We start from the raw sequence: 23,221 nt of genomic DNA, 5'->3' as shown, positions 1-23,221 counted from the left end.
CTCGTCATCGTCCTCGTAGGCAGGAACATCATCCGACGATGGTTTCGAGCGAGGCGACTACTAAAGCGGCCACTTGAATCAATCGCCACCAATGATGCTCCTGTAGGACCAGTGCACAGTACAACTAGGAGATTTACGGTGAGCGAAAACGTATATCCCAAGGCGAACGAGGGCGGCGAGACCGCACACGTGGCGCCGAACCCCAGCTTCCCCCAAATGGAGGAGACCGTTCTTAACTATTGGGATAAGGACGATACCTTCCAGAAGTCGGTGGAGCGCAATCCCTCCGGCGACCACAGCCAGAACGAATTCGTGTTCTTCGACGGCCCGCCTTTCGCGAACGGCCTGCCGCACTACGGCCACCTGCTGACCGGCTATGCCAAGGATGTGATCCCGCGCTACCAGACCATGAAGGGCCGCAAGGTCAACCGCGTGTTCGGTTGGGACACCCACGGCCTGCCCGCCGAGCTCGAGGCTCAGAAGGAACTCGGCATCGACTCGGTCGACCAAATCGAGAAGATGGGCATCGATAAGTTCAACGACGCCTGCCGCGCATCCGTGCTGAAGTACACGCATGAATGGCAGGACTACGTGCATCGTCAGGCCCGCTGGGTTGACTTCGAGCACGGCTACAAGACTCTGAACATCCCGTACATGGAATCGGTGATGTGGGCCTTCAAGCAGCTCTACGACAAGGGCCTGGCCTACCAAGGCTACCGCGTGCTGCCGTACTGCCCGAAGGATCAGACTCCGCTTTCCGCGCACGAGCTGCGCATGGATGCCGATGTGTACCAGGATCGTCAGGACACCACCGTGTCCGTGGCCGTCAAGATGCGTGATGAGGAAGATGCCTACGCCGTCTTCTGGACCACTACGCCGTGGACCGTGCCCACCAACTTCGCCATCGTGGTCGGCGCCGACATCGATTATGTCGAGGTGCGCCCGACCGAGGGCAAGTTCGCCGGCAAGAAGTTCTACTTCGGCAAGCCGCTGCTTGAGCACTACACCAAGGAACTCGGCGAGAACTACGAGGTCGTGCGTGAGCTCAAGGGCTCTGAGCTGGCTGGTCGTCGCTACTACCCGGTCTTCCCGTACTTCGCGGGGGAGAAGGCCGAGACCGAAGGCAATGTGCCCGGCCCGAACGGCTACACGATCTTCACCGCCGACTACGTCGACACCGTCGAAGGTACCGGCCTGGTTCACCAGGCTCCCTACGGTGAAGACGATATGAACACGCTGAACGCGCACGGGGTCAAGAGCACGGATGTGCTCGACGCCGGCTGCCGCTTCACCTCCCAGTGCCCGGAATACGAGGGCATGTACGTGTTCGACGCGAACCTGCCGATCCTGCGCAACCTGCGTGCCGGCGACGGCCCGCTCGCCGAGATTCCCGAAGACCAGCGCGCGATCCTCTTCCAGGAGAAGAGCTACGTGCACTCCTACCCGCACTGCTGGCGCTGCGCCACCCCGCTGATCTACAAGCCGGTTTCCTCCTGGTTCGTGTCCGTGACCAAGATCAAGCCGCGCCTGCTGGAGCTCAACCAGCAGATCAACTGGATTCCGGAGAATGTGAAGGACGGCCAATTCGGCAAGTGGCTTGCCAACGCGCGTGATTGGTCAATCTCCCGCAACCGTTTCTGGGGTTCCCCGATTCCGGTGTGGGTGTCCGATGACCCGAAGTACCCTCGTGTGGACGTGTACGGTTCGCTTGAAGAGCTCAAGGCCGACTTTGGCGACTACCCGCGCGACAAGGACGGCAACGTCAATATGCACCGTCCGTGGATCGACAACCTGACGCGCGTGAACCCGGATGATCCGACCGGCAAATCGCACATGCACCGTATCTCTGATGTGCTCGATTGCTGGTTCGAGTCCGGCTCCATGTCGTTCGCGCAGTTCCACTACCCGTTCGAGAACAAGGAGAAGTTCGAACAGCACTTCCCGGCCGATTACATCGTGGAATACATCGGCCAGACTCGTGGCTGGTTCTACCTGCTGCACGTCATGGCGACCGCCCTGTTCGACCGACCGGCATTCAAGAACGTGATCTGCCACGGCATCGTGCTCGGCTCCGACGGCCAGAAGATGTCCAAGCACCTGCGCAACTACCCGGACGTGAACGGCGTGTTCGACAAGTACGGTTCCGACGCCATGCGCTGGTTCCTCATGTCCTCGCCGATTCTGCGCGGTGGCAACCTGATCGTCACCGCCGAGGGCATCCGCGACACCGTGCGCCAGGTCATGCTGCCGGTGTGGAGCTCCTACTACTTCTTCACGCTGTACGCCAACGCGGCCAACGGCGGGGCCGGATTCGACGCCCGCCAGCTGCGTGCCGACGAGGTCGCTGGCCTGCCGCAGATGGATCGCTATCTGCTGGCCCGCACCCGCCGTCTGGTGGAGCGTGTGGAGAAGTCGCTGAACGAGTTCGCGATTTCCGACGCCTGCGATGCGGTCTCCGACTTCATCGACGTGCTCACCAACTGGTACATCCGCAACACCCGCGACCGCTTCTGGAATGAGGATGCCACCGCGTTCAACACGCTGTACACCGTGCTTGAGGCGTTCATGCGCGTGCTTGCTCCGCTTGCTCCGATGGAGGCCGAGTCCGTGTGGCGCGGTCTGACCGGTGGCGAGTCCGTGCATCTGGCCGACTGGCCGTATGTGGTGGACGAGAAGACCGGTGCGGACACCGAACTTGGTCGTGTTCTGGTCGACGATCCGGTTCTGGTCGCCGCAATGGAGAAGGTGCGCGAAGTCGTTTCCGGCACCCTGTCCCTGCGTAAGTCCGCCAAGATCCGCGTGCGTCAGCCGCTTGCCAAGCTCACTGTGGTGGCCGAGGATGTGGACGCAGTCAAGGCCTACGACGAGTTGCTGAAGTCCGAGCTCAACGTCAAGGATATCGAATTCTGCACGATGGAGGACGCTGGTTCCCAGGGTCTGAAGATCGTGCACGAGCTGCGCGTGAACGCTCGCGCTGCCGGCCCGCGTCTGGGCAAGCAGGTGCAGTTCGCCATCAAGGCATCCAAGTCTGGCGACTGGAGCGTCAACGCTTCCGGCGCTCCGGTGGTTTCCACGCCGTCCGGCGATTTGGAACTGGTCGAAGGCGAGTACGAGCTCATCAACCGTGTGGAGGAGGAGAACGCCGCCGAGGCCGCCGCTTCGGTGTCCGCCGCTCTGCCGACTGGTGGCTTCGTGATTCTCGACACCGCTCTGGATGACGACCTGCTGGCCGAGGGCTACGCCCGCGACGCCATCCGCGCCGTGCAGGATGCCCGCAAGGCCGCCGATCTGGACATCGCCGATCGTATCGCGCTGACGCTGACCGTTCCGGCCGCCGATGTGGCCAAGGTCGAGCAGTTCAAGGATCTGATCGCCCACGAGACGCTGGCTACCTCCTTCGAAGTGAAGGAAGGCGCCGAGCTGGGTGTGGAGGTCGCCAAGGCGTGATGCCGTGGCGGACCGACCGCGCCTGATGCGTGATGCACTGGCGCGTGGAATGCACGAAGCGGTCCCGCCGCTTGGCGGCGGGACCACTTTTTGTTCCGTGGTATGCCATAAAGTTTACGTCAGGTATTCGTTCAACTGTTCAATGCGGTCGGCATGCAGATTTTGAATATGGCGTTTCTTCGCTCTCACATGATTAAAGATGCATTATCGTCATCCGTCATTCCGGTTATCGCGCAAATCCATCGCATGTTTTAACTTCATGCTTGGAGGCGAACATGATGTAATGTCGGAACTTGCAGGGCCTCACTTTCGAGTGCTCGTACAAAGACGAATAATCCACTGCGCATTTCAAGTTCTCAACACATGAAACCGGATTCATTACTGGTTCACATGCTTGTTACCCACTATTAGCGATATGCGTTTGGAATTCATGTCAAAGCCAGATTCGTGCCATCTAGGTCATCTACCATCACTCAATGAGATGTCGGCGACAGCCGCTTTTCCAGTGTGAATGAATAGTAATTCTTTATGAAGAGGATGGTTATGACGAATATATGGCGCAAGGGTGTCACCGGATTATTGGTGGCGTTGCTGGGAATCACGATGTCAGCTTGCGGTACGTCTTCTGCACAAAGTGAGTCCGACACGAAGGTCGGTTCGAATCTTGAGGAAATCACCAAGCTTGCTAAGCAAGAGGGTAAGCTGGAGTTGATTGGTTATCCGGAAACGTGGGCCGGTTATGGCGATTCGTTCAAGGCATTCACCAAGAAGTATGGCATCAAGATTCATGTTTCTAGCCCGGATGCTTCCAGCGCGGAAGAAATCCAAAGCATACAGACCCTCAAAGGACAGCCTTCTCAGCCCGATGTTCCCGATTTGGGTTATTCGTTCACCGATCCGGCTAAGCAGAAGAACTTGCTGAGTTCTTATACGCCGTCGGTGGCCAATGAATTGCCTGCCAATCTCAAAGATCCAGATGGAAAATGGGTTGGCGCATACTATGGCGTATTGAGCATTGGCGTGGACGAAAGCAAAGTACCTGCAGTAACCAGTTGGAAAGATCTGCTCAAGCCTGTGTACAAAGGTAAGATCTATATAGGAAATCCTCGAGAGGGGGCCAGCCAGCTCGCTGCAGTCGCATCGGCTGCGCTTGCGAATGGGGGTTCGTTGGACAACATCCAGCCGGGTATTGATTTCTTCTCTAAACTCGCTAAGGATGGGTATCTCGCCAAGGCTAGTGGCACGGCGCAGGCTTTGACCACCGGACAGGCTGCTGTGGTGCTTGATTGGAATTATAATTTCAACGGTATCCGTGACGAAGTTGAGAAGGCCGGCGTCAAGCTTACGGTCAATGTGCCGACGGATGGTGTATTTGGCAATTATTATGCTCAATCCGCGTTGGTGGATGCCCCGCATCCAAACGCTGCAAGGTTGTGGCTTGAGTGGTTGCTGAGCGATGATGGTGCCAATATTTATGCTGAGCACGGCGCTATCCCTGCGCGCTTCCAGGAGATGAAGAAGGTCGGTACTCTGACCAAGGAAGCTGAAGCCGGATTGCCTGATGCCGACACGCTTAAACGGATCAGCTTCCCGAATATCGAGCAAGGCAACAAGATGTCGCAGTTGGTGGTCAAGAATTGGGGCAGTCAAGTCGCCAATTTCGAATAAGGCTCATGAGATGCAGAGTGGAGTGGCGCAATTATCATGATGAACGCTACCGGGGATGCCCCCTCTAAGCGGCAACGGACTAAACGAGGCGTGTCGCGTACGAAACTCATTGGATGGCTTGGACTGCTGCCATTCGCAGTATTCATGACTTTGTTTCTGGTCATCCCAGTGTTGTTTAATTTCTGGCGAAGTCTACATGATAGTTCCGGAGCATGGTCGTTGCAGCCGTTGCGAGGCATTTTTGCTCCTGAATACCTTAATGCCTACGTGAATACTATCAAATTATCTTTGGTCACTGCTTTATTGGGTGGCCTGTTGGGTCTACTGCTGGCATGGGCGCTTTGCACGGCTACCAAGCCGCGATGGCTGGCCAAAATCATGCTCTCATTTTCAGCTGTAGCCTCCCAACTAGGTGGCGTTCCGCTGGCCTTCGCCTTTATTGCATTGATGGGTACTGAGGGAGTGTTGACCGTGGCTATTCGGAATGTCAGCGGTGTCGATATCTCGAAGTTCCTTGATCTGTCCTCCTTCTGGGGATTGACCGTGGTTTATTTGTACTTTCAGATTCCTTTGATGGCTGTACTGATTATGCCTTCTATCCTAGGTTTAAAGAAAGAGTGGTCGGAATCCTCCGCCGCATTGGGTGCCAGTCCTTTGCAGACGCTGATGCGTGTGACCATTCCAGTTCTGGCACCCGCGATAATTGGCACTATGTTGCTTCTGTTTGCCAATGCCTTTGCTGCCTATGCAACTGCCTATGCGCTCAGCGGAGGGTCGGCGAATCTTATCGCCATTATGGTGGGCGTCTTCTTGACGGGCAACGTATTCGTGGATGAGAATTTTGGTGCTGCGCTCATTGTCGGAATGATTGCCATCATCCTCGTGGCCTTCATCATGCGTTCCGTACTTGAAAGGAGAACTGCGAAATGGCTGCAGTGACTACTGATTCGAAGGCCGTCTCGTCAGTAAAGTCGGAATCGCGGATCGGTGCCGAAACGAACCACGATGCTGCTAGTGGTGCCAGATGTTTTGCGGGAAATGCATTTTCCGACGTTCGACGGAACTATCCGAGGCATGTGGGACAGACAATAGTATTAGGCGTTTGCGCGGTGTTTTTCCTGTTACCGCTTCTCGCTTCGCTCTGGTTCGGAATCCATTTGCCCGGCACCTTCATCACTTTTGATCCATTGATGGAGATTGTTCACATGCCTGGCATTGGTGAGTCGATTGCTCTCAGCATTGGACTGGCCTTAATGACGTGTCTGTTTTCTTTGGTGCTTATGTTGCCAACTTTGTTAATTTTACATTTAAAAGCACCGCAGATGTTGCCTGTGGCTGAGGGCTTCTCCGTGTTGCCATACGTAGTGCCTGCCATTGCCTTAGTCAGTGCTGTGGGGCCTTTGTATCGCATCATCCTGCCTCAGGCGTTGAATAGTCCGCTGGGCTTAGTTCCTCTCTATATGGTGGTGATAATGCCATTCGTGTACCGTTCCCTTGATGCGGGCATTCGGGTTGTTGATGTGCGCACGCTTTGGGATGCGAGTTCATCATTGGGAGCAGGTGCGGTTACCACGTTGGTGCGTGCCATCTTGCCTAACCTTCGCAGTGCCATCATGTCGGCATCGTTGTTGGGATGCGCAATTGTTTTAGGTGAATTTGCTATTGCTCAGCTTTTGCTCAAAACTACTTTTCCTGTGATTCTTTCGCAGATTGGTACTTCACATCCGCATTCGGCTGCGGCGTTGGCCTTCATCACGATTATGGTCACATGGATACTGCTTGGACTGTTGTCAATGGTTGGAGGAACCGACAAACATAGAACTGCACAATACGGTAGTAAGGAAAACAAATGACGACAGTTGCTGTGAGTTCTTTACCACAGGGGACATCCGTCACGTTGCGTAATGTGACTAAATCCTTCGGGACTACGAAGGTGCTCAATGGACTTGACCTCAATATTCATTCCGGTGAGTTAGTCGCATTGCTGGGACCTTCGGGCTGCGGCAAGAGTACGTTGCTGCGCATAATCGCTGGTTTTGAAGCCGCAGATCAGGGTTCAGTGTTACTGGATGATGTTGATGTGAGCGGTGTGCCGACAAATCGTCGTGACATCGGACTGGTGTTTCAAGCCTATTCGCTGTTCCCCCATTTGAACGCGGTCGAAAACGTCATGTATGGGCTCAGCATACGACATGTGGCCAAGACAGAGGCGAGAAGCCGCGCCGTTGAGCTATTGGCTAGTGTGGGGTTGGCTGATTACGCAGATCGTTATCCAGCGCAGCTATCAGGCGGTCAGCAACAGCGCGTGGCGTTGGCTCGTGCTTTGGCCACTAAACCGCGAGTCTTATTGCTCGACGAGCCCTTGTCGGCTCTTGATGCCAAGGTGCGTGTGCAGTTGCGGGACGAAATCCGTGCTTTGCAATTAGAAACTCATACCACGACCATAATGGTCACGCATGATCAAGAGGAAGCTCTTGTGATGGCCGACCGGATTGCTGTTATGTACAACGGACGCTTCGAACAAGTTGGAACGCCTGCAGAAATCTATCATTCGCCTGCCACTGCGTTTGTAGCAGGGTTTGTTGGATCTATGAATGTGTTGCCTGGCGTGTTGTCGACCGATGGAACGGCACAGACGATTGGTTGTCGCGTGCCTGTACGTGCAGCAACCAGTGCGGCGACGTTGGACCCCGGTCCTGTTGATGTGTTCGTCAGACCGGAGGAGTTGCGTTTGCAAATCTCCAATGATGATCTCAATAATCGCGATGCTGTATTGGGAATAGTTACATCAACTGTATTGCGTGGTGCATTCACCAGTGTAATGGTTGCCATGGGTGACGGATTGCATCTTCGTGTGGATTTGCCTTCGAAGGACGCGCAGCTGTTCGCTCCGGGATGCTCGGTAATGGTGAGGATTGCCGACGAACCTATGTTATGCACAGCACGAAGAGTCGAGTGTGTTGCTTAATTCCGCCTCTACCGATAAAAATCGTCACAACGAATTACGGAATCCACAGGATTCTGCGAAAGGACTTTCTATGCAACAAAAACTTCTCCTTATTGGTGTGGACGGAGTACGCCTTGACATTGTGCGTAAAGAGAATCACGCACCGAATATCAATCGGATCCTCAATAATGGATCTTCGGCTGAAATGACAATGGAAGTGCCTACTATATCAGGGCCGGGATGGTCATCGATACTTACGGGCACCACTCATGCTCAGCATGGGGTGCAGGACAACACCTTCCGTGGAAATCGTTTATACGAGTGCCCCGATTTTCTGACACGTGCGGCTGTTGCTCATCCGATGATGAAAACGGTTGCCGCTTCAAGTTGGCCTCCATTGGTGGATCCTGCAGGCCCTGGTCCGGTTATCGCAACACGCAACGATCAGATCATCTCTTGTCATCACCGTTTGGTGGTACGCGATGGTGAGACATATGGGTACCGTCTGGCCGACAGTGAAATCGCACGGTTTGCGGTGATATCGATATCTAACGATCCTGCAGATGCCTCCTTCATCTATCTTGGTGAGGTGGATGAGGTTGGCCATCTGTATGGTGGTATTAGCGAGGAATACGAATCTGCGCTATCCCGTGTGGATGAGCATGTCGGTGAGATCCTTGATGCAGTCGAACGTCGTTCGTCCAATCATCCGGATGAGGATTGGCTGGTGTGCATTACGACTGATCATGGACATCTTGACGAAGGTGGGCACGGCGGTGCCGATCCGGTGTTACGACGTTCCTTCTTCGGTGCATTGCGATTAGGAGCTCGCTCAAGTGATCAGTACTCATTTGAGTCTATGCGTCCTGAACAGATTGCCGGATGGATGCTGCGACACCTTGATACGCCGATTCAATGAAAGACGGTATCGGTGACCTGACTCATCCACGGGCATCTCATGCCTGATAATTTGCCAACAGGGCGAGCACTCTCCACTCGAACCTTGAGGGCTTCATGTCGGGCTTTCGTGGGAGGTGAGCGCGAGGTACTTGCAGTTGTATCTTGATTGGTTCGAGTGGCGACGCATGTCCTGTTCGACAGCAATCCATCCGGCGTAAGATACGATTTCAACGCCATCTCCCAGAAATCCTTCGAAGAGACGTTCTCGTAGTGCGCGCCGCACAAGTGCATGAAGTTGTCGGCCTTGTACAGCGTCTCCATGGAGACGGAACCGTCGCCTGGAACGAAAAGCGCATGCCTGCCCAGCAACCGTTCCAGATAGACGGGCGCGCACACATGTATGGCCCTGATCGAATCCTCGGGATCGAAACGGTTCTCTTTCAACGGCTGTCTCCCGGACTCGGCGCGGATTCAGGAAATAGTAATTGACGCCGGTGCCCTTGGGTTTGCCGACGTCAATAGGTCTTTTCTGTCGCTCGCGGATGACGATTACGATTACGGGCGTGCTCCCAGCCGGACGCTTATTGTCCACCGGCTTGATGGACTAGACGTGTTCCGCCTTGCGGCGATGCGAAAATCTTAAAAGGAAGCCGGAAAATAGCCATGGACAACCATGTTGATTACACCCGAACGATAGGCTGGTTGATAGACTAACCGAAAAGTGGTTTGCTTGAGAATCCATATGTTTGTGGGGTAAGCAATGGCTGTTTCCAAAGTCGAATCTCGTACGGTCTCGGAGTGTTCTCTGAACAACATCACGTCCATGGATCCACTGAACGAGGAATGGTACGAAAATCTGATCGTCGAACATCTAACGGAGAAACTCGGATATGAGCACCTGTACGGGCCCGATGTTCGCCGCGCCGACGACTCGTATCGCGACGTATTCCTTCCTGATATTCTCCCGGATGCGTTGCGACGAATCAACAGAAATCTGCCGGAAGCAGCCGTCGAGGAGGCCATCCGGAAGATTCAGAATGTCGAGATCGGCAGCTTGGAGCAGCGCAACGAGATATTCAATGACTACCTGCAATCAGGAGTCGAAGTGCACTTCTTTGACGGCAAGGAAGAGCGTGATGACATCGTCCGGCTGCTTGATTTCGACGATCCCGAGAACAACGATTTCCATGTCGTGAACCAGTGGACGTTCGTGGAGTATTCCGAGAAACGTCCCGATGTCATCATTTTCGTGAACGGCATGCCGTTGGTGTTGTTCGAGCTGAAGTCCCCGTCGAGAGAGGAGACGGACGCTTCACACGCGTACCTGCAATTGCGCCAGTACATGAAGCAGATACCGAGCATGTTCGTGCCCAACGTGTTCTGCGTGATGAGCGATATGACCCAGACCAGGGTCGGCACGATCACATCCGACGAGGACCGTTACGTGGCTTGGAAGTCGGCGGACGGCGACTATTCCGGAACGAAAGCCGCGGCATGGAGCACCATGATTGACGGCATGCTCCCGAAGGAACGGCTGCTCGACATCATCCAAAACTTCGTATGCTTCAACGATTCCTCCGAGAAGGTCGTGAAGATCATCGCCGCATACCACCAGTATTTCGCGGTGCGGAAAGCCATCGTCAGAGCGGAAGAGGCCGTCAATGGGGATGGCAGGATCGGCGTGTTCTGGCACACCCAGGGAAGCGGAAAATCGCTTTCGATGGTGTTCTTCGCACATCTGCTGCAGCGTTATCTTGAAAGCCCGACCATCGTGGTCATCACCGACCGCAACGATCTCGACGACCAGCTTTTCGGACAATTCAGCCGCTGCGCCAGGTTCCTGCGCCAGAAGGCGGTCCAGGCCGAGAGCCGCAGGAATCTTCAGGAACTGCTTGAGGGTCGTGAGGCGAACGGCATCATCTTCACGACCATGCAGAAGTTCTCGGACGGCGACGAGCCGTTGTGCGACCGGAGCAACGTTGTGGTGATGGTGGACGAGGCTCACCGCGGCCAGTACGGCCTGACCGAACGGATCAACGCGGACGGTCATGTGTCGGTCGGCGCGGCCCGTGTCGTGCGCAAGGCACTGCCGAACGCGTCCTATATCGGTTTCACCGGAACGCCGATCTCCACGGATGACCGCAACACCCGCGAGATCTTCGGCGACTACATCGACGTGTACGACATGACCCAGTCCGTCGAGGACGAGTCCACCAAGCCGGTCTACTACGAAAGCCGTGTGGTCTCGCTCCATCTTGACGAGAACGCGCTGGGCCGCATCGACGCGGTCTACAAGGAGTTCGCGGACCAGGCCGACGAGGCGAGCGTGGAGAAGTCCAAGCATGACCTCGGCGGCCTCGATGCCATCTTCGACACTCCTGAAACCATCGACGCATTGTGCCGCGACATCGTGGACCATTACGAGAACAACCGCGCCGACGTCCTGGCCGGCAAGGCCCTGATCGTGGCGTACAGCCGGCCGATTGCGATGAAGATCTACTACAGGATCATGGAGCTGCGCCCCGAATGGAAAGACAAGGTCGGCGTGGTGATGACCATGTCGAACCAGGATCCGGAGGAATGGTTCGACGTGTGCGGCGGCACCACGCACAAGAAGGAGATGGAACGCAGGTTCAAGGACGATTCCGATTCCCTCAAGATCGCCATCGTCGTGGACATGTGGCTCACCGGCTTCGACGTGCCCAGCCTGTCCACCATGTACGTGTTCAAGCCGATGAAGGGCCATAACCTCATGCAGGCCATCGCCCGCGTCAACCGCGTGTGCAAGGGCAAGGAGGGCGGTCTGGTCGTGGATTACATCGGCATCGCAGGCGCGCTCAAGCGGGCGATGAAGGACTATACCAGCCGTGACCAGCACAATTACGGCGACATGAACATCGCCGAGACCGCCTATCCGAAATTCCTCGAAAAGCTCGACGTGTGCCGTGATCTCATGTACGGCTTCAACTACCGCAAACTCATCTTCCAGAACAGCAGGGAGGCGCTTGCCGACGCCATCGCGGAGGGAACCGACTGGCTGCTCGATCTGGAACGGCACGAAGACACGGAATCGTTCCTCAAGCAATGCCAGCTCATGAACCAGGCGCTGAGCCTGTGCAAAAGCATGGTAAGCGAAGAGGACGCGCATGAGGCGGCTTACCTATCCGTATTGCGCGTGCAGGTCCTTCGCCTGACCGGACGTGGCTCCGGCGGGGGCAGCGGCATGACGTACACGGAGTTCAACAAGCAGGTGAGCGAGATCCTCCAGCAGAGCGTGCATGCGGACGGCGTGCTCAACCTGTTCGAGAAGGACAGCGTGGAGATCTCCCTGTTCGATGAGGCGTTCCTCCAGGAGGTCGCCGGCATGAAGGAGAAGAACATCGCGATCGAGAGCCTGAAACGCCTCATCAAGGAGAAAGTGCGGGCGTACGGGCGCACCAGTGTGGTCAAATCCCAGAAGTTCAGCGAGATGCTCCAGAACACGTTGAACGCGTATCTCAACGGCATGCTCACGAACGCGCAGGTCATCGAAGAGCTCGTCAACATGGCCAAGGAGATCATGAAGGACCGCGACGACGCGCAGAAGCTCGGCTTGAGCGACGAGGAGATGGCGTTCTACGACGCGATCACCCAGCCGCAGGCGGTCAAGGACTTCTACGACAACGACCAGCTCGTCTCGATAGCCCGCGAGTTGACCGATGCGATGCGGAGCAACGCCACGATCGACTGGCAGAAGAAGGAAAGCGCCAGGGCCGGCATGCGGCGTGCCATCAAACGTTTGCTGCGCAAATACAAGTATCCGCCCGAAGGCGTCGAGGACGCCATGAAGACCGTCATGGAACAGTGCGAGCTGTGGGCCGACACCAAGATCAGCGAATAGGACGAGCAGGAGGATAATACAAGACATGGCAAAGAAGAAGGACAATACCGCCGAGATCGGCTTCGAGGAACAGATCTGGAGCGCTGCCGACAAGCTGCGCGGCAACATCGACGCTTCCGAATACAAGAACGTCGTGCTCGGCCTCATCTTCCTGAAGTACATCTCCGACAAGTTCGACCAGAAATACCAGGAACTCGTTGAGGAGGGAGAGGGCTTCGAGGAGGACCGCGACGAATACGCGAGTGAGAACATCTTCTTCGTTCCCGAGAGCGCCCGCTGGAAGACCATCGCAGCGGCCGCGCACACGCCCGAGATCGGCAAGGCCATCGACGAGGCCATGCGCCAGATCGAGGCCGAGAACAACAAGCTCAAGGGCATCCTGCCGAAGAACTTCGCACGCCAGGAGCTCGACAAGCGACGTCTGGGCGAAGTCGTGGACCTGTTCGCCAACGTGAAGATGGCCGAAAAGGGCGATAGCCGCGACATCCTCGGACGCACCTACGAATATTGCCTGGCCAAATTCGCCGAAGCGGAGGGCAAGAACGCCGGCGAGTTCTACACACCCGCGTGCGTCGTGAAGACGCTGGTCGAAGTCATCGAACCCTACCACGGGCGAGTGTACGATCCGTGCTGTGGCAGCGGCGGCATGTTCGTACAGTCCGCGGACTTCGTCAAACGCCATCAGGGCAACATTAACGACATCTCCGTGTACGGCCAGGAGTCCAATCCGACCACGTGGAAAATGGCGACCATGAACCTCGCGATCCGTGGCATCGACGCGGATCTGGGCGATCATAATGCTGACACGTTCTTCGAGGACCTGCACAAGACCGAGAAATTCGATTTCATCCTCGCTAACCCGCCCTTCAACCTGAAGGACTGGGGAGGAAAGAAACTCGAGAACGACGTACGCTGGCAGTACGGCACCCCACCGGAGGGCAACGCCAACTTCGCATGGGTCCAGCACATGATCCACCATCTCAACCGTTCCGGCCGCATGGGCATGGTTCTGGCGAACGGCGCGTTGTCCAGCCAGACGAACAACGAGGGCGAGATCCGCGCCAAGATCGTGGATGCCGATCTGGTCGAGGGCATCATCGCAATGCCGGACAAGCTTTTCTACAGCACCGGTATACCTGTGAGCTTGTGGATCATCACCAAGAACAAGAAGCAGTCCGGCAAGACGTTGTTCATCGACGCGCGCGATATGGGAACCATGGTGTCCCGCAGGCTCCGCGAGTTTACCGATGAGGACATCGCCAAGGTATCGACTGCGTTCGACGCGTTCCATGACGGCACTCTGGAAACGGAGAAGGGCTTCTCCGCCATCGCCACGACGGAAGATATCAAGGCGCAGGATTACATCCTGACTCCAGGCCGTTACGTCGGTGTCGCCGAAGTGGAAGAAGACGATGAGCCATTCGAGGAGAAGATGACCCGTCTGACCGGCGAGATCGCCAAATGCTTCGAGGAATCCAACCGTCTGCAAGAGCAGATCAAGAAGAATCTGGAGGCCATCGGCTATGGCATGTGAGCAGCTGACGCGTCTAGGTGATGTTATCGAGCTTGAAGATGTCAAGAGAGAGCCGATATCTTCTAGGGACAGAAAGGACAGAAAAGGTTCCTATCCTTATTACGGAGCTCAAGGTATTGTCGATTATCTAGATGATTACACCTATGAGGGAGATTACCTACTGGTTGCTGAAGATGGGGAAAATCTTAGGAGTCGCAAGAATCCTATTGCGAATGCGGCTTCTGGAAAATTCAGAGTGAATAATCATGCGCATGTTATTGCTGAGTCCGAAAAGTGTAATCTCGTTTTTCTGAGACATCTTCTTAATATGACTGATATTTCTGCCTACGTAACAGGATCTACGCAGCCAAAGCTGAGCCAGAGTAATCTTTGTGCCATGAAATTGCCTCTTCCTTCGATGGCGGAACAAAATGCTATTGCAAATGTTCTTAGTTTGTTTGATAGGAAAATCGAGCTTAACAACCAGCTAAATGATTATTTGTTAGCTGCGTGAGGTCAACCTTCGAAACGTCGATTTCGCCGGACATGAGCTTGGGAAGGAGCGTATCGCGCAGTGCTTGGAGCTTTACTGTCTCTGAATCGTTATCAGATCTTTGCTTTATTGCGGAATCTAATAGGATCAAATCTTTCGTACTGCATGAACTGGCAACCTTGAACTCCATCATTTGTTTTTTATCACCACGGGGCATCTTTGTTCCCTTCGCACCTTGCATGACGTAGTCAAAGAATGAGTCTTGCCGTAGGCATGCATGCAGATATGGCGCGTTGCTGGGATCATTCGCTCTAAAAACGATGACATCACCCGAACATGTACCTTCAAACGGGGCGTACCATATCTTCTTAAAATAGGGCCGAATATTAGAAATCAGAGTGTCGCCGGCTTTATACCGTGTAATCTTGCCCGTTGTTGGGAGCGAAGACGCCAGTTGCCGTCCGCCCTTGTTCTGCATTAGTGACTCAGTCGAAACGTAAGTCTCCTGATTCGCGTTGTCATAATCGACGTGGTCAGCAACCTGATAGCAGATATCTCGAAGACGTGAATTTCTGTCATTACAGTATCTACTGGCAATCGTTTCACACAAGTTGGCTAAATAATCATTTAGCCGATTATTAAGGGCAATTTTGTCGACAATGGAATCAAGCACTTCTACGATTGCATCTTGCGTTGCCCTGTCAGGTATCTTGACAGGGCAGAGATTCACGTGATTTCGATTGACGCCTGGCACAGCACTAGCTGTTGTGTATCCCTGCCAAGGAATTGTCTGCAAAAGATAATAAATAAATCGAGGATTGTTGCCGTTGAATTCGGTAGAATACAAAGCTGTGTTGAGAGGCCAACATGGACCACCCGAAAAGAAAACTTCTCCGATAGTGCCGTATCGCCCTGTGATTACACAGGGCCCCTCTACTGCTGCAGTACTATTAGATCCGGTAATTCCCGATGATGAATAAACCGGCACATCCCCTTGCAAACGCTGGCTTTTCGGCAAATCAAATCCTCTTTTTAAGTCGGTAATCTCACCAAGGGTCGTCTCTCGCCAGCTCATTCCAAATACCTTCTGTGTGAAGCTTTCACGTTGTTCTGGTTGACCATGACGTAGTGCATGGTCGTGTCTATTCTCGCATGCCCGAGCAGTTTTTGCACCTGTTCGATCGGCATGCCTTTGTCGATGGCGTGCGTGGCCAGAGTACGACGGAACTTATGCGGATGAACTCGATGAATGCCGGCATCTTTGCCGAGCTGTCTGAGGCGGCTTTCGATGCCGCCGATGCTGATACGGTCACCATCGCCATTCAAAGCAACGAATAGCGCTGGATTGCTGTCGTTACGTGATTGCAGGTATGCGGTGAGATGAAGCTTCGTTCTGGCGTCGAAATAAACGGGACGCTGCTTGTTTCCCTTGCCTGTGACCAAGCATTCCCGCTCCTGAAGATTCACGTCGGCTATGTTCAAGCCGACCAGTTCACCCACTCGCATACCCGTGGATGCGAGAATGTCCACGATGGCAAGATCCCGCAAGGTGCCGCATCGGTCCCGCAGAGTTTCCAGATTTTCGTCGCTCAGGACTTCCTTAGCCATTACAGCGGTCTTCACACGGTGGATGCGCCTTACAGGGCTTTTGACGATATAATCCTCGTCCTCAAGCCACGCGAAGAAGCTTGACATGATACGCCGAATGTTGTCGATGGTGACCTTGCCCGCATGACGTTCGTTCTCGTATCTGTTGAGGTACTCGCGCAAGTCATCGCTGTTTATCCGCGTACAAGGCTTGGCGAGGGCCTGGGTCATGTGCTGGAGTGTGCTCTCATAGTAAGCGATGGTTTTCGGCGAGCAGCCTTCGACCTCTTTTGCCGTGAGGAATAGCGTCAGCAGATTCTGCGGCGCTGATGTTTCCTGAGTTGGCAGCAGCGTGACTCTGAGTACTTCGGCCAGATGTTTGAGCTGTGACGGATCAAGCATGTTCTGCATCTGCGACAGAACACTATTAATGATGGTTTCCATAGGGGTTCCTTCCAATAACAGTTAGGAACATTGTGCCCACGCGCTGGCAAATGATTATTTAGAGCAGCTTGTAGACGGTAAGTTTCAAGAGTTGTTTGGTGGTCTTAATTTCAACGCTACGCTCTCTGATGTTGCCGAAATAACGATGGGGCAATCACCAGCAGGAAGTTCGTATAACGAAGAAGGTGCTGGCATAATCTTCTATCAAGGAAGGGGTGAATTTGGATGGCGTTTCCCAAAGCGTCGTCTCTATACCACTGAGCCAAAACGTTTAGCCTGCGAGGGTGACGTCCTAATGAGCGTTCGTGCGCCTGTCGGGGACCTCAACGTTGCCTTTGAAAATTGCTGTATCGGACGTGGTCTGGCAGCTATCCATAGCGAAACCCCGTCATTTGCTCTGTACTTAATGCGATTCCTTAAGCCTCAACTTGAGGCTTACAACGGAGAGGGTACTGTATTCGGCTCAATCAACGGTAAGGCTCTCAAAAGCTTAGAAGTTGCGCTTCCATCTCATAACGAAGTGATGCAATTCGAGTCATTTGCGGCACCGATAGATGCACTAATTAGGAGTAATGAAAACGAAACACGGAAATTAAATAACCTAAGGAATTATCTTCTTCCCAAACTCATGTCCGGCGAAATCGACGTTTCGAAGGTTGACCTCACGCAGCTAACAAATAATCATTTAGCCGGACGGATGCATTGGAGCAATGTGATCAGAGTAAGAGCTATTCACGCTGTGCACAGTCAGCAAAGCCAGATTCCTGCTTACGAATCTGTGCCTAAAGTGTCCCATTCTCCATGTCGCACCGCCTTGACGCTCGGCGGAATCGCGCCGCTGTTGAGCTGGCTGGCGGTGAGTCAGTTCACGGCACAGTCGTTCGCGATGCTCGTTGTATTCTGTCAAGTTGTCTTGTGCGGTGTGAGCTCTGAGCTCTCATGAAGCACTGGGTCGTTTGCGCCGCAGATTATGGTTTTTGGGGACGGTGTGTGTTCTTCTTGTTGTTTGATAACTCAAGAGTGAGTGATCTGCTGGCATGTCGCTTCAGCGGTTGCGTATCGGGGAAGATACGGATGGATTGTACCGTGCAATCGATGCCGTGGGACGGGCGGAGTATTCGTATTTTGGGACATGGAGTCCATTCTTGCGTCGCACCCCGCACGGGGTGCGACGCAAGAATGCGCCAACGTCTACTGCGCGCCGATCGCGGCCTTGAGCTCCTCGACCTTGTCGGTCTTCTCCCACGGGAACTCAACGTCCGTGCGGCCGAAGTGACCATACGCGGCGGTCTTCAGATAAATCGGACGTTTCAGATCCAGCTCGTCGATGATTGCGGCGGGGCGCAGGTCGAAGACCTTGCGTACGGCGGCGGCGATCTGGCCGCGCGTCACGCCTTGCTCGGTGCCGAAGGTCTCCACGTTGACGGACACCGGGTCGGCAACGCCAATAGCGTAGGCGATCTGGATCTCGACTTTGTGAGCCAAGCCGGCAGCTACGATGTTCTTCGCAACCCAACGGGTGGCGTACGCGGCGGAACGATCGACCTTGGACGGGTCCTTGCCGGAGAACGCGCCACCGCCGTGGTGGGCGGCGCCACCGTAGGTGTCGACGATGATCTTGCGGCCGGTCAGACCGGCGTCGGCCGCCGGGCCGCCCAGGATGAACGAACCGGTCGGGTTGACCAGCTGGCGGTAGTTGTCATGCGGCACCTTGGAACCCAGCACCTCATCAAGCACCGGGTCAATCACGTGCTTCTTCAGCTCAACAGCAAGCCAATCCTGCGTAACCTCAGGATCATGCTGGGTGGAGATCAGCACGGTGTCCAGACGAACGGGCTTATCGTTATCGTCATACTCAATGGTTACCTGGGTCTTGCCGTCCGGGCGCAGGTGCGGCACTTCACCGGACTTGCGGACCTCGGTCAGACGGAAGGCGAGGCGATGTGCCAAATAGATCGGAAGCGGCATCAGCGTCGGAGTCTCGTCGGTGGCGTAGCCGAACATCACGCCCTGATCGCCGGCACCCTGTGCTTCGTAACGTTCTTCGCGGCTGGCGGCGGTCTCCTGATCGCCAGTCAGACGGGCAACGCCCTGGTTGATTTCGGCGCTTTGCTCGGTGATGGCCACCACAACGCCGCAGGAATCGGCGTCAAGGCCGACTTCGGAGGAGGTGTAGCCGATGTTGCGCAGGGTTTCGCGGACCTTGGACTGCACGTCGCAGTACCCCTTGGACGTGACTTCGCCGAAGACCAGGAACACGCCGGTGGCGGCGGAGGTCTCCACGGCCACATGGCTGGACGGATCCTGGGCCAGCAGATCATCAAGAATGGCGTCGGAGATTTGATCGCAGACCTTATCGGGGTGACCTTCGGTCACGGATTCGGCGGAAATAAGCCGATGTTCTTCTGTCATATCATCCCTTTCTTCAGGACTTATCGCCCCGCGGAAAGCGAGGCACAATGATACGTCGTTGATTGTTATGTATTGAGTTATTGATGAAGCACACATAGTTAAGGGCTCGTGCCAACCACACGGTGGCGCGAGCCCTTAACAACACGTTCGCTCCTGAACTTGAGTTATAGCCGATTGCCGCAACATGAGCAAGTGTGTCGCCCTAAATCAGTCGAAAGCACATCGACGGCAACTATGCGGCAAGCATCGGGTAAGTGTCTAACTCAAGCCCAAGTCAGCGGGAAATCAGTTGCCCTCGTTGGTGTCGTCCTCGCCCAGGGTCTCCTCAAGCAGGCCCTCGTCGATCTCGCGGAATGCGATGGACAGCGGCTTCTCGTTGTTCTGGTATTCGACCAGCGGGCCGACGTTCTGCAGCAGGCCCTCGTTAAGCTGGGTGAAGTAGGAGTTGATCTGACGGGCGCGCTTGGCGGCGAAAATGGCCAGAGCGTACTTGGAATCGGCGTGCTGCATCAGGTCGTCGATCGGCGGGTTTGCGAGACCATCAGGGGTCGGGTCAGTGCCAAAAGCCATTATTCATATCTCCAGACTTGGAAAATCTATCTCAACGAGGCGAGTATAGAGGTTTGGGGCGACTTCTTCCAAGAAAATTTATGTGTGAGAAACGTTACGTTTTTGAAAATTCCACTATTCGACTCTTGACAAGTGGCGTGTCCCTCGCAAAGGCTTGAATAGAACCATGACTGAAATGCGATCTGCAAAAATTATGTCAGGGCGCGTCTTTGCAGGCGCTCGAGCCCTTTACCGTGCTGCAGGCGTCAGCGGAGACGACATGGGCAAGAAGCCCATCATCGCCATCGCCAACTCCTTCGATGAGTTCCTGCCTGGCCACGTTCATCTGAACAAGGTCGGACGCATCGTTTCCGAGGCCATCCGGGAAGCCGGCGGTATCCCGCGCGAGTTCAACACGATGGCTGTGGACGACGGCATCGCCATGGGCCACACCGGCATGCTGTACTCCCTGCCTTCCCGCGACATCATCGCTGACACCGTCGAATACCAGTGCAACGCGCACTGTGCCGACGCCCTGATCTGCATCCCGAACTGCGACAAGGTCGTGCCGGGCATGCTGATGGCCGCCCTGCGCCTCAACATCCCGACCGTGTTCGTCTCCGGCGGCCCGATGGAGGCCGGCACCACGGTGCTCGCCGACGGCACCGTCAAGAGCACCGACCTCATCGACGTGATGTACGCCACCGCCGACGACTCCGTGTCCGACGAGGAACTGCTCAACTACGAGAAGACCGTCTGCCCGACCTGCGGCTCCTGCGCCGGCATGTTCACCGCCAACTCGATGAACTGCCTGACCGAGGCCATCGGCCTGGCCCTGCCCGGCAACGGCACCATCCTCGCCTCCCACTCCTACCGCAAGGACCTGTTCAAGCGCGCCGCCCAGCAGGTCGTCAAGATCGCCCACCAGTACTACGACGATTCCGACGATTCCGTGCTGCCGCGCTCCATCGCCACCAAGGAAGCCTTCGAGAACGCCATGACCATGGATGTGGCCATGGGTGGTTCCACCAACACCGTGCTGCACATTCTCGCTATGGCCCAGTCCGCCGATGTGGACTTCACCTTGGACGACATCGAGCGCATCTCGCACACCGTGCCGTGCATCTGCAAGGCCAGCCCCTCCGGCAAGTGGGAGATCTCCGATGTGCACCGTGCCGGCGGTATCACCGGCATCCTCGGCGAACTCGAGCGCGCGGGCAAGCTGCACACCAACGTGCACTCCATCGACTACCCGACGCTGGAAGCCAAGCTGGCCGATTGGGACATCATGCGCCCCACCTGCACAGAGGAAGCCAAGCAGATGTACAAGGCCGCTCCTGGCCACATCATCTCCCCGGAGCCGTGGACGCACACCACTCTGTTTGATTCGCTCGACACCGACCGTGTCAACGGCGCCATCCACGACATCAACCACCCGGAGATCCACGAAGGCGGTCTCGCTGTGCTGCGCGGCAATCTGGCCCCCGACGGCTGCGTGGTCAAGACCGCCGGTGTTCCACCGGAGATCTGGAAGTTCCGCGGACCGGCTCTGGTGGTCGACTCCCAAGAGCAGGCCATCGAGGTCATCCTGAACGACACCCTGAAGCCCGGCATGGCTCTGGTCATTCGTTACGAGGGTCCGAAGGGTGGCCCGGGTATGCAGGAAATGCTGTACCCGACCTCCTTCGTCAAGGGCAAGGGCATCGGCAAGCAGGTCGCAATGCTCACCGACGGCCGCTACTCCGGTGGTTCCTCCGGTCTGGCCATTGGCCACATGGCTCCTGAGGCCGCGAACAAGGGGCCGGTGGCGCTCATCAAGAACGGCGACATCATCGACATCGACATCGAAGCCCGTTCCGTGAACGTCGAACTGACCGACGAGCAGCTGGATGAGCGTCGTCGCGAGCTCGAGGCTGGCGACGGCTACGTGGCTCACCGCGACCGTCACGTCTCCCAGGCGTTGAAGGCATACGCCGCCTTCGCCCGCTCGGCCGACAAGGGTGCAACCCGTGACCCGGAGCTTATCAACAAGCTCTCCGGTCTCGCCTGATAGCAGATTGCATAGCTGAAAAGGTCCGGTACCTTCACGAAGAAGGTGTCGGACCTTTTGCTTTGCTCCTGACTGGTGGGAGCTGGCTTGCGAAGCAAGACTGAGGATGGTTCCTAGCGAGATGCCCTAACGACCGCCCTCAGTCTCACTGTGTTCGACAGCTCTCCGAGCCCTGCAATCGCGGATGGCCTATGGCCATGTTTTTTCTGATTCGCCTGACGGCTCACACTCGCCTACAAACAGCCCACTGGGCTGTTCTGCTATACGGCTCTCCCGCCAGCGGGAGCGAAGCCGCTTTACCTCACGCAGGCAGCGGGGGAGAGGCGTGCGCCTCGGGCCCAGTCGGCAGCGCGCATGGCTTTCTTGCCCTGGGCCTTGACCTGGGTGAGTTCCAGCGCGCCGGTACCGGTACCGACCCATACATTCTTCTTGCCGACCTTCAGTTCGCCGGGATCGAGGTCGATTGGAGTATTGGGATTCGTCTGATCAGCTGGTTGCGCGGCAAGAATGTGCAATGTGAGAGACTTGGCGGTGGTCGCAAGATTCGACGATTCCTCGTTGGCCTCGCCGCTGTCAGCTATCAACCCCTCTGCAAACAGTTCGGTCCAAGCTCCCGGATGCGGCGTGCATGCACGAATCTGGCGGTCGATGGCCTCCGCCGGGTCAGCCCAGTTGATGCGGGCATCTTCCACGGTGATTTTATGCGCGTATTCCAAACCCTCGGCAGGTTGCGGTGTGAATACGGCAGTGCCGCTGCCCACGGCAGCCAGGGCATCTACATACATGGGAGCGCCTTCTTCGGCCAAACGAGCAAGCAGCTCGCCAGAGGTCTCCCGCCCGGTCAGCTCAATGGTCAACGAGGCGATAATCGGTCCATCGTCCAAGCCTTCGCCAACCTTGAACACGTCGGCACCAGTGGTCGGATCGCCGTTCCAAATTGCACGTTGGGCGGGAGCGGCGCCACGCCATTTCGGCAGGTTGGAGAAGTGCAGGTTGTACCAGCCCATCGGTACGGCATCCAACACTGACTTGGGAAGAATATTGCCGTAAGCGATAACGGCGGCAATATCCGCATGCAGCCCCTTCAGGGCCTCCATGAACTCGGGGGAGTGAGGCTTGGCGTCAATCACGGTCAGACCAAGCTCCACGGCTGCGGCTTTGACCGGGCTCGGCGTGAGCTTTCGACCACGGCCAGTAGGCGCGTCCGGACGGGTGATGACGCCGACGACCTCAAAACGAGAGTCGGCGGCGAACGCCTGAAGTGAGGGCACTGCTACATCGGGCGTGCCGGCAAACACTAGTTTGAGCATATTTCTTCCTTAGCGGGAACA

At 55.9% G+C, this 23,221-nt stretch carries 17 protein-coding genes and 1 riboswitch; of the genes, 11 read left to right on the top strand and 6 right to left on the bottom strand.

The features are described from left to right. The first annotated feature begins 138 nt into the window (after positions 1–138). From ileS to BBBR_RS07410, 6 genes are all read left to right on the top strand, one after another. Positions 139–3,447, top strand: coding sequence for a mupirocin-resistant isoleucine--tRNA ligase (gene ileS / locus BBBR_RS07435; RefSeq protein WP_003830220.1), 3,309 nt, complete (start codon positions 139–141; stop codon positions 3,445–3,447). Positions 3,448–3,990: 543 nt separating this feature from the next. Beyond that, positions 3,991–5,115: an ABC transporter substrate-binding protein gene (locus BBBR_RS07430; RefSeq protein ID WP_014483317.1), complete on the top strand. Its 1,125-nt coding sequence runs from the start codon at positions 3,991–3,993 to the stop codon at positions 5,113–5,115. A 36-nt stretch (positions 5,116–5,151) separates the two neighbouring features. Further along, entirely contained in the window at positions 5,152–6,054 is a 903-nt protein-coding gene (locus BBBR_RS07425) for an ABC transporter permease (RefSeq protein ID WP_003830226.1), read from the top strand. After that, positions 6,042–6,968 carry an ABC transporter permease gene (locus tag BBBR_RS07420; protein WP_003830228.1) on the top strand — a complete coding sequence of 309 codons (927 nt, stop codon included), beginning with the start codon at positions 6,042–6,044 and terminating at the stop codon, positions 6,966–6,968. Before BBBR_RS07425 ends, BBBR_RS07420 begins: the two co-directional genes overlap by 13 nt. Next, positions 6,965–8,083, top strand: coding sequence for an ABC transporter ATP-binding protein (locus BBBR_RS07415; protein ID WP_003830229.1), 1,119 nt, complete (start codon positions 6,965–6,967; stop codon positions 8,081–8,083). The genes BBBR_RS07420 and BBBR_RS07415 overlap by 4 nt, the downstream gene beginning before the upstream one ends. Positions 8,084–8,153: 70 nt before the next feature. Then, positions 8,154–8,981 carry an alkaline phosphatase family protein gene (locus tag BBBR_RS07410; RefSeq protein WP_003830231.1) on the top strand — a complete coding sequence of 276 codons (828 nt, stop codon included), beginning with the start codon at positions 8,154–8,156 and terminating at the stop codon, positions 8,979–8,981. Here the strand turns inward: BBBR_RS07410 and BBBR_RS07405 are convergent. Further along, positions 8,975–9,406 (bottom strand): PBECR4 domain-containing protein, encoded by a 432-nt coding sequence (locus BBBR_RS07405; RefSeq protein WP_025299953.1) that lies wholly within the window; start codon positions 9,404–9,406, stop codon positions 8,975–8,977. The genes BBBR_RS07410 and BBBR_RS07405 overlap by 7 nt on opposite strands. Positions 9,407–9,785: 379 nt before the next feature. On the opposite strand from BBBR_RS07405, the gene BBBR_RS07400 reads away from it, so the two are divergent. Genes BBBR_RS07400 through BBBR_RS10430 form a run of 3 tightly spaced genes read left to right on the top strand, consistent with a single transcriptional unit; the run spans position 9,786 to position 14,869 of the window. Then, on the top strand, positions 9,786–12,842 hold the full coding sequence (locus tag BBBR_RS07400) for a type I restriction endonuclease subunit R (protein ID WP_225851402.1): 3,057 nt from the start codon (positions 9,786–9,788) through the stop codon (positions 12,840–12,842). A 25-nt stretch (positions 12,843–12,867) separates the two neighbouring features. Beyond that, entirely contained in the window at positions 12,868–14,376 is a 1,509-nt protein-coding gene (locus tag BBBR_RS07395; protein ID WP_003830240.1) for a type I restriction-modification system subunit M, read from the top strand. Next, positions 14,366–14,869 carry a restriction endonuclease subunit S gene (locus tag BBBR_RS10430; RefSeq protein ID WP_033501742.1) on the top strand — a complete coding sequence of 168 codons (504 nt, stop codon included), beginning with the start codon at positions 14,366–14,368 and terminating at the stop codon, positions 14,867–14,869. The genes BBBR_RS07395 and BBBR_RS10430 overlap by 11 nt, the downstream gene beginning before the upstream one ends. Here the strand turns inward: BBBR_RS10430 and BBBR_RS07390 are convergent. Continuing rightward, on the bottom strand, positions 14,832–15,923 hold the full coding sequence (locus BBBR_RS07390) for a restriction endonuclease subunit S (protein WP_080543820.1): 1,092 nt from the start codon (positions 15,921–15,923) through the stop codon (positions 14,832–14,834). The genes BBBR_RS10430 and BBBR_RS07390 overlap by 38 nt on opposite strands. Beyond that, positions 15,920–16,879: a site-specific tyrosine recombinase/integron integrase gene (gene xerA / locus BBBR_RS07385; RefSeq protein ID WP_003830245.1), complete on the bottom strand. Its 960-nt coding sequence runs from the start codon at positions 16,877–16,879 to the stop codon at positions 15,920–15,922. Before xerA ends, BBBR_RS07390 begins: the two co-directional genes overlap by 4 nt. Before the next feature lie 91 nt (positions 16,880–16,970). Between xerA and BBBR_RS09940 the strand changes: the two genes are divergently transcribed. Then, a complete protein-coding gene (locus BBBR_RS09940; RefSeq protein WP_197540523.1) occupies positions 16,971–17,822 on the top strand; it encodes a restriction endonuclease subunit S in 852 nt (283 codons plus the stop codon). A gap of 248 nt (positions 17,823–18,070) precedes the next feature. Here BBBR_RS09940 and metK read toward each other — a convergent pair whose 3' ends face one another. Together metK and rpoZ are read right to left on the bottom strand one after the other, a co-directional pair. Then, the gene (gene metK / locus BBBR_RS07375; protein ID WP_003830250.1) at positions 18,071–19,291 is read right to left on the bottom strand and encodes a methionine adenosyltransferase; all 1,221 of its coding nucleotides are present in this window, start codon (positions 19,289–19,291) and stop codon (positions 18,071–18,073) included. After that, positions 19,287–19,346, bottom strand: a riboswitch (SAM riboswitch). Its footprint overlaps the gene before it by 5 nt. Before the next feature lie 230 nt (positions 19,347–19,576). Next, positions 19,577–19,861: a DNA-directed RNA polymerase subunit omega gene (gene rpoZ, locus BBBR_RS07370; protein ID WP_003830251.1), complete on the bottom strand. Its 285-nt coding sequence runs from the start codon at positions 19,859–19,861 to the stop codon at positions 19,577–19,579. A gap of 166 nt (positions 19,862–20,027) precedes the next feature. Here rpoZ and ilvD point away from each other — a divergent pair, with 166 nt between their 5' ends. Continuing rightward, a complete protein-coding gene (gene ilvD / locus BBBR_RS07365) occupies positions 20,028–21,890 on the top strand; it encodes a dihydroxy-acid dehydratase (RefSeq protein WP_003830252.1) in 1,863 nt (620 codons plus the stop codon). A 296-nt stretch (positions 21,891–22,186) separates the two neighbouring features. Here the strand turns inward: ilvD and fmt are convergent, their stop codons facing one another. Next, positions 22,187–23,200: a methionyl-tRNA formyltransferase gene (gene fmt / locus BBBR_RS07360; RefSeq protein WP_003830253.1), complete on the bottom strand. Its 1,014-nt coding sequence runs from the start codon at positions 23,198–23,200 to the stop codon at positions 22,187–22,189. Positions 23,201–23,221 lie beyond the last annotated feature (21 nt).

This window comes from Bifidobacterium breve DSM 20213 = JCM 1192 (genome assembly GCF_001025175.1).
Taxonomy (GTDB): Bacteria; Actinomycetota; Actinomycetes; order Actinomycetales; family Bifidobacteriaceae; genus Bifidobacterium; species Bifidobacterium breve.
This window is presented reverse-complemented; position numbering and strand designations above follow the sequence as displayed.

What these genes read in the sequence shown, in the direction of transcription:
- BBBR_RS10430 (WP_033501742.1), top strand. Translation starts at nt 14,366, where the DNA reads ATGGCATGTGAGCAGCTGACGCGTCTAGGTGATGTTATCGAGCTTGAA.
- BBBR_RS07415 (WP_003830229.1), top strand. Translation starts at nt 6,965, where the DNA reads ATGACGACAGTTGCTGTGAGTTCTTTACCACAGGGGACATCCGTCACG.
- BBBR_RS07390 (WP_080543820.1), bottom strand. Translation starts at nt 15,923, where the DNA reads ATGAGCTGGCGAGAGACGACCCTTGGTGAGATTACCGACTTAAAAAGA.
- rpoZ (WP_003830251.1), bottom strand. Translation starts at nt 19,861, where the DNA reads ATGGCTTTTGGCACTGACCCGACCCCTGATGGTCTCGCAAACCCGCCG.
- BBBR_RS07430 (WP_014483317.1), top strand. Translation starts at nt 3,991, where the DNA reads ATGACGAATATATGGCGCAAGGGTGTCACCGGATTATTGGTGGCGTTG.
- BBBR_RS07395 (WP_003830240.1), top strand. Translation starts at nt 12,868, where the DNA reads ATGGCAAAGAAGAAGGACAATACCGCCGAGATCGGCTTCGAGGAACAG.
- fmt (WP_003830253.1), bottom strand. Translation starts at nt 23,200, where the DNA reads ATGCTCAAACTAGTGTTTGCCGGCACGCCCGATGTAGCAGTGCCCTCA.
- metK (WP_003830250.1), bottom strand. Translation starts at nt 19,291, where the DNA reads ATGACAGAAGAACATCGGCTTATTTCCGCCGAATCCGTGACCGAAGGT.
- xerA (WP_003830245.1), bottom strand. Translation starts at nt 16,879, where the DNA reads ATGGAAACCATCATTAATAGTGTTCTGTCGCAGATGCAGAACATGCTT.
- BBBR_RS07420 (WP_003830228.1), top strand. Translation starts at nt 6,042, where the DNA reads ATGGCTGCAGTGACTACTGATTCGAAGGCCGTCTCGTCAGTAAAGTCG.
- BBBR_RS07425 (WP_003830226.1), top strand. Translation starts at nt 5,152, where the DNA reads ATGATGAACGCTACCGGGGATGCCCCCTCTAAGCGGCAACGGACTAAA.
- BBBR_RS07410 (WP_003830231.1), top strand. Translation starts at nt 8,154, where the DNA reads ATGCAACAAAAACTTCTCCTTATTGGTGTGGACGGAGTACGCCTTGAC.
- ilvD (WP_003830252.1), top strand. Translation starts at nt 20,028, where the DNA reads ATGACTGAAATGCGATCTGCAAAAATTATGTCAGGGCGCGTCTTTGCA.
- BBBR_RS07400 (WP_225851402.1), top strand. Translation starts at nt 9,786, where the DNA reads ATGGATCCACTGAACGAGGAATGGTACGAAAATCTGATCGTCGAACAT.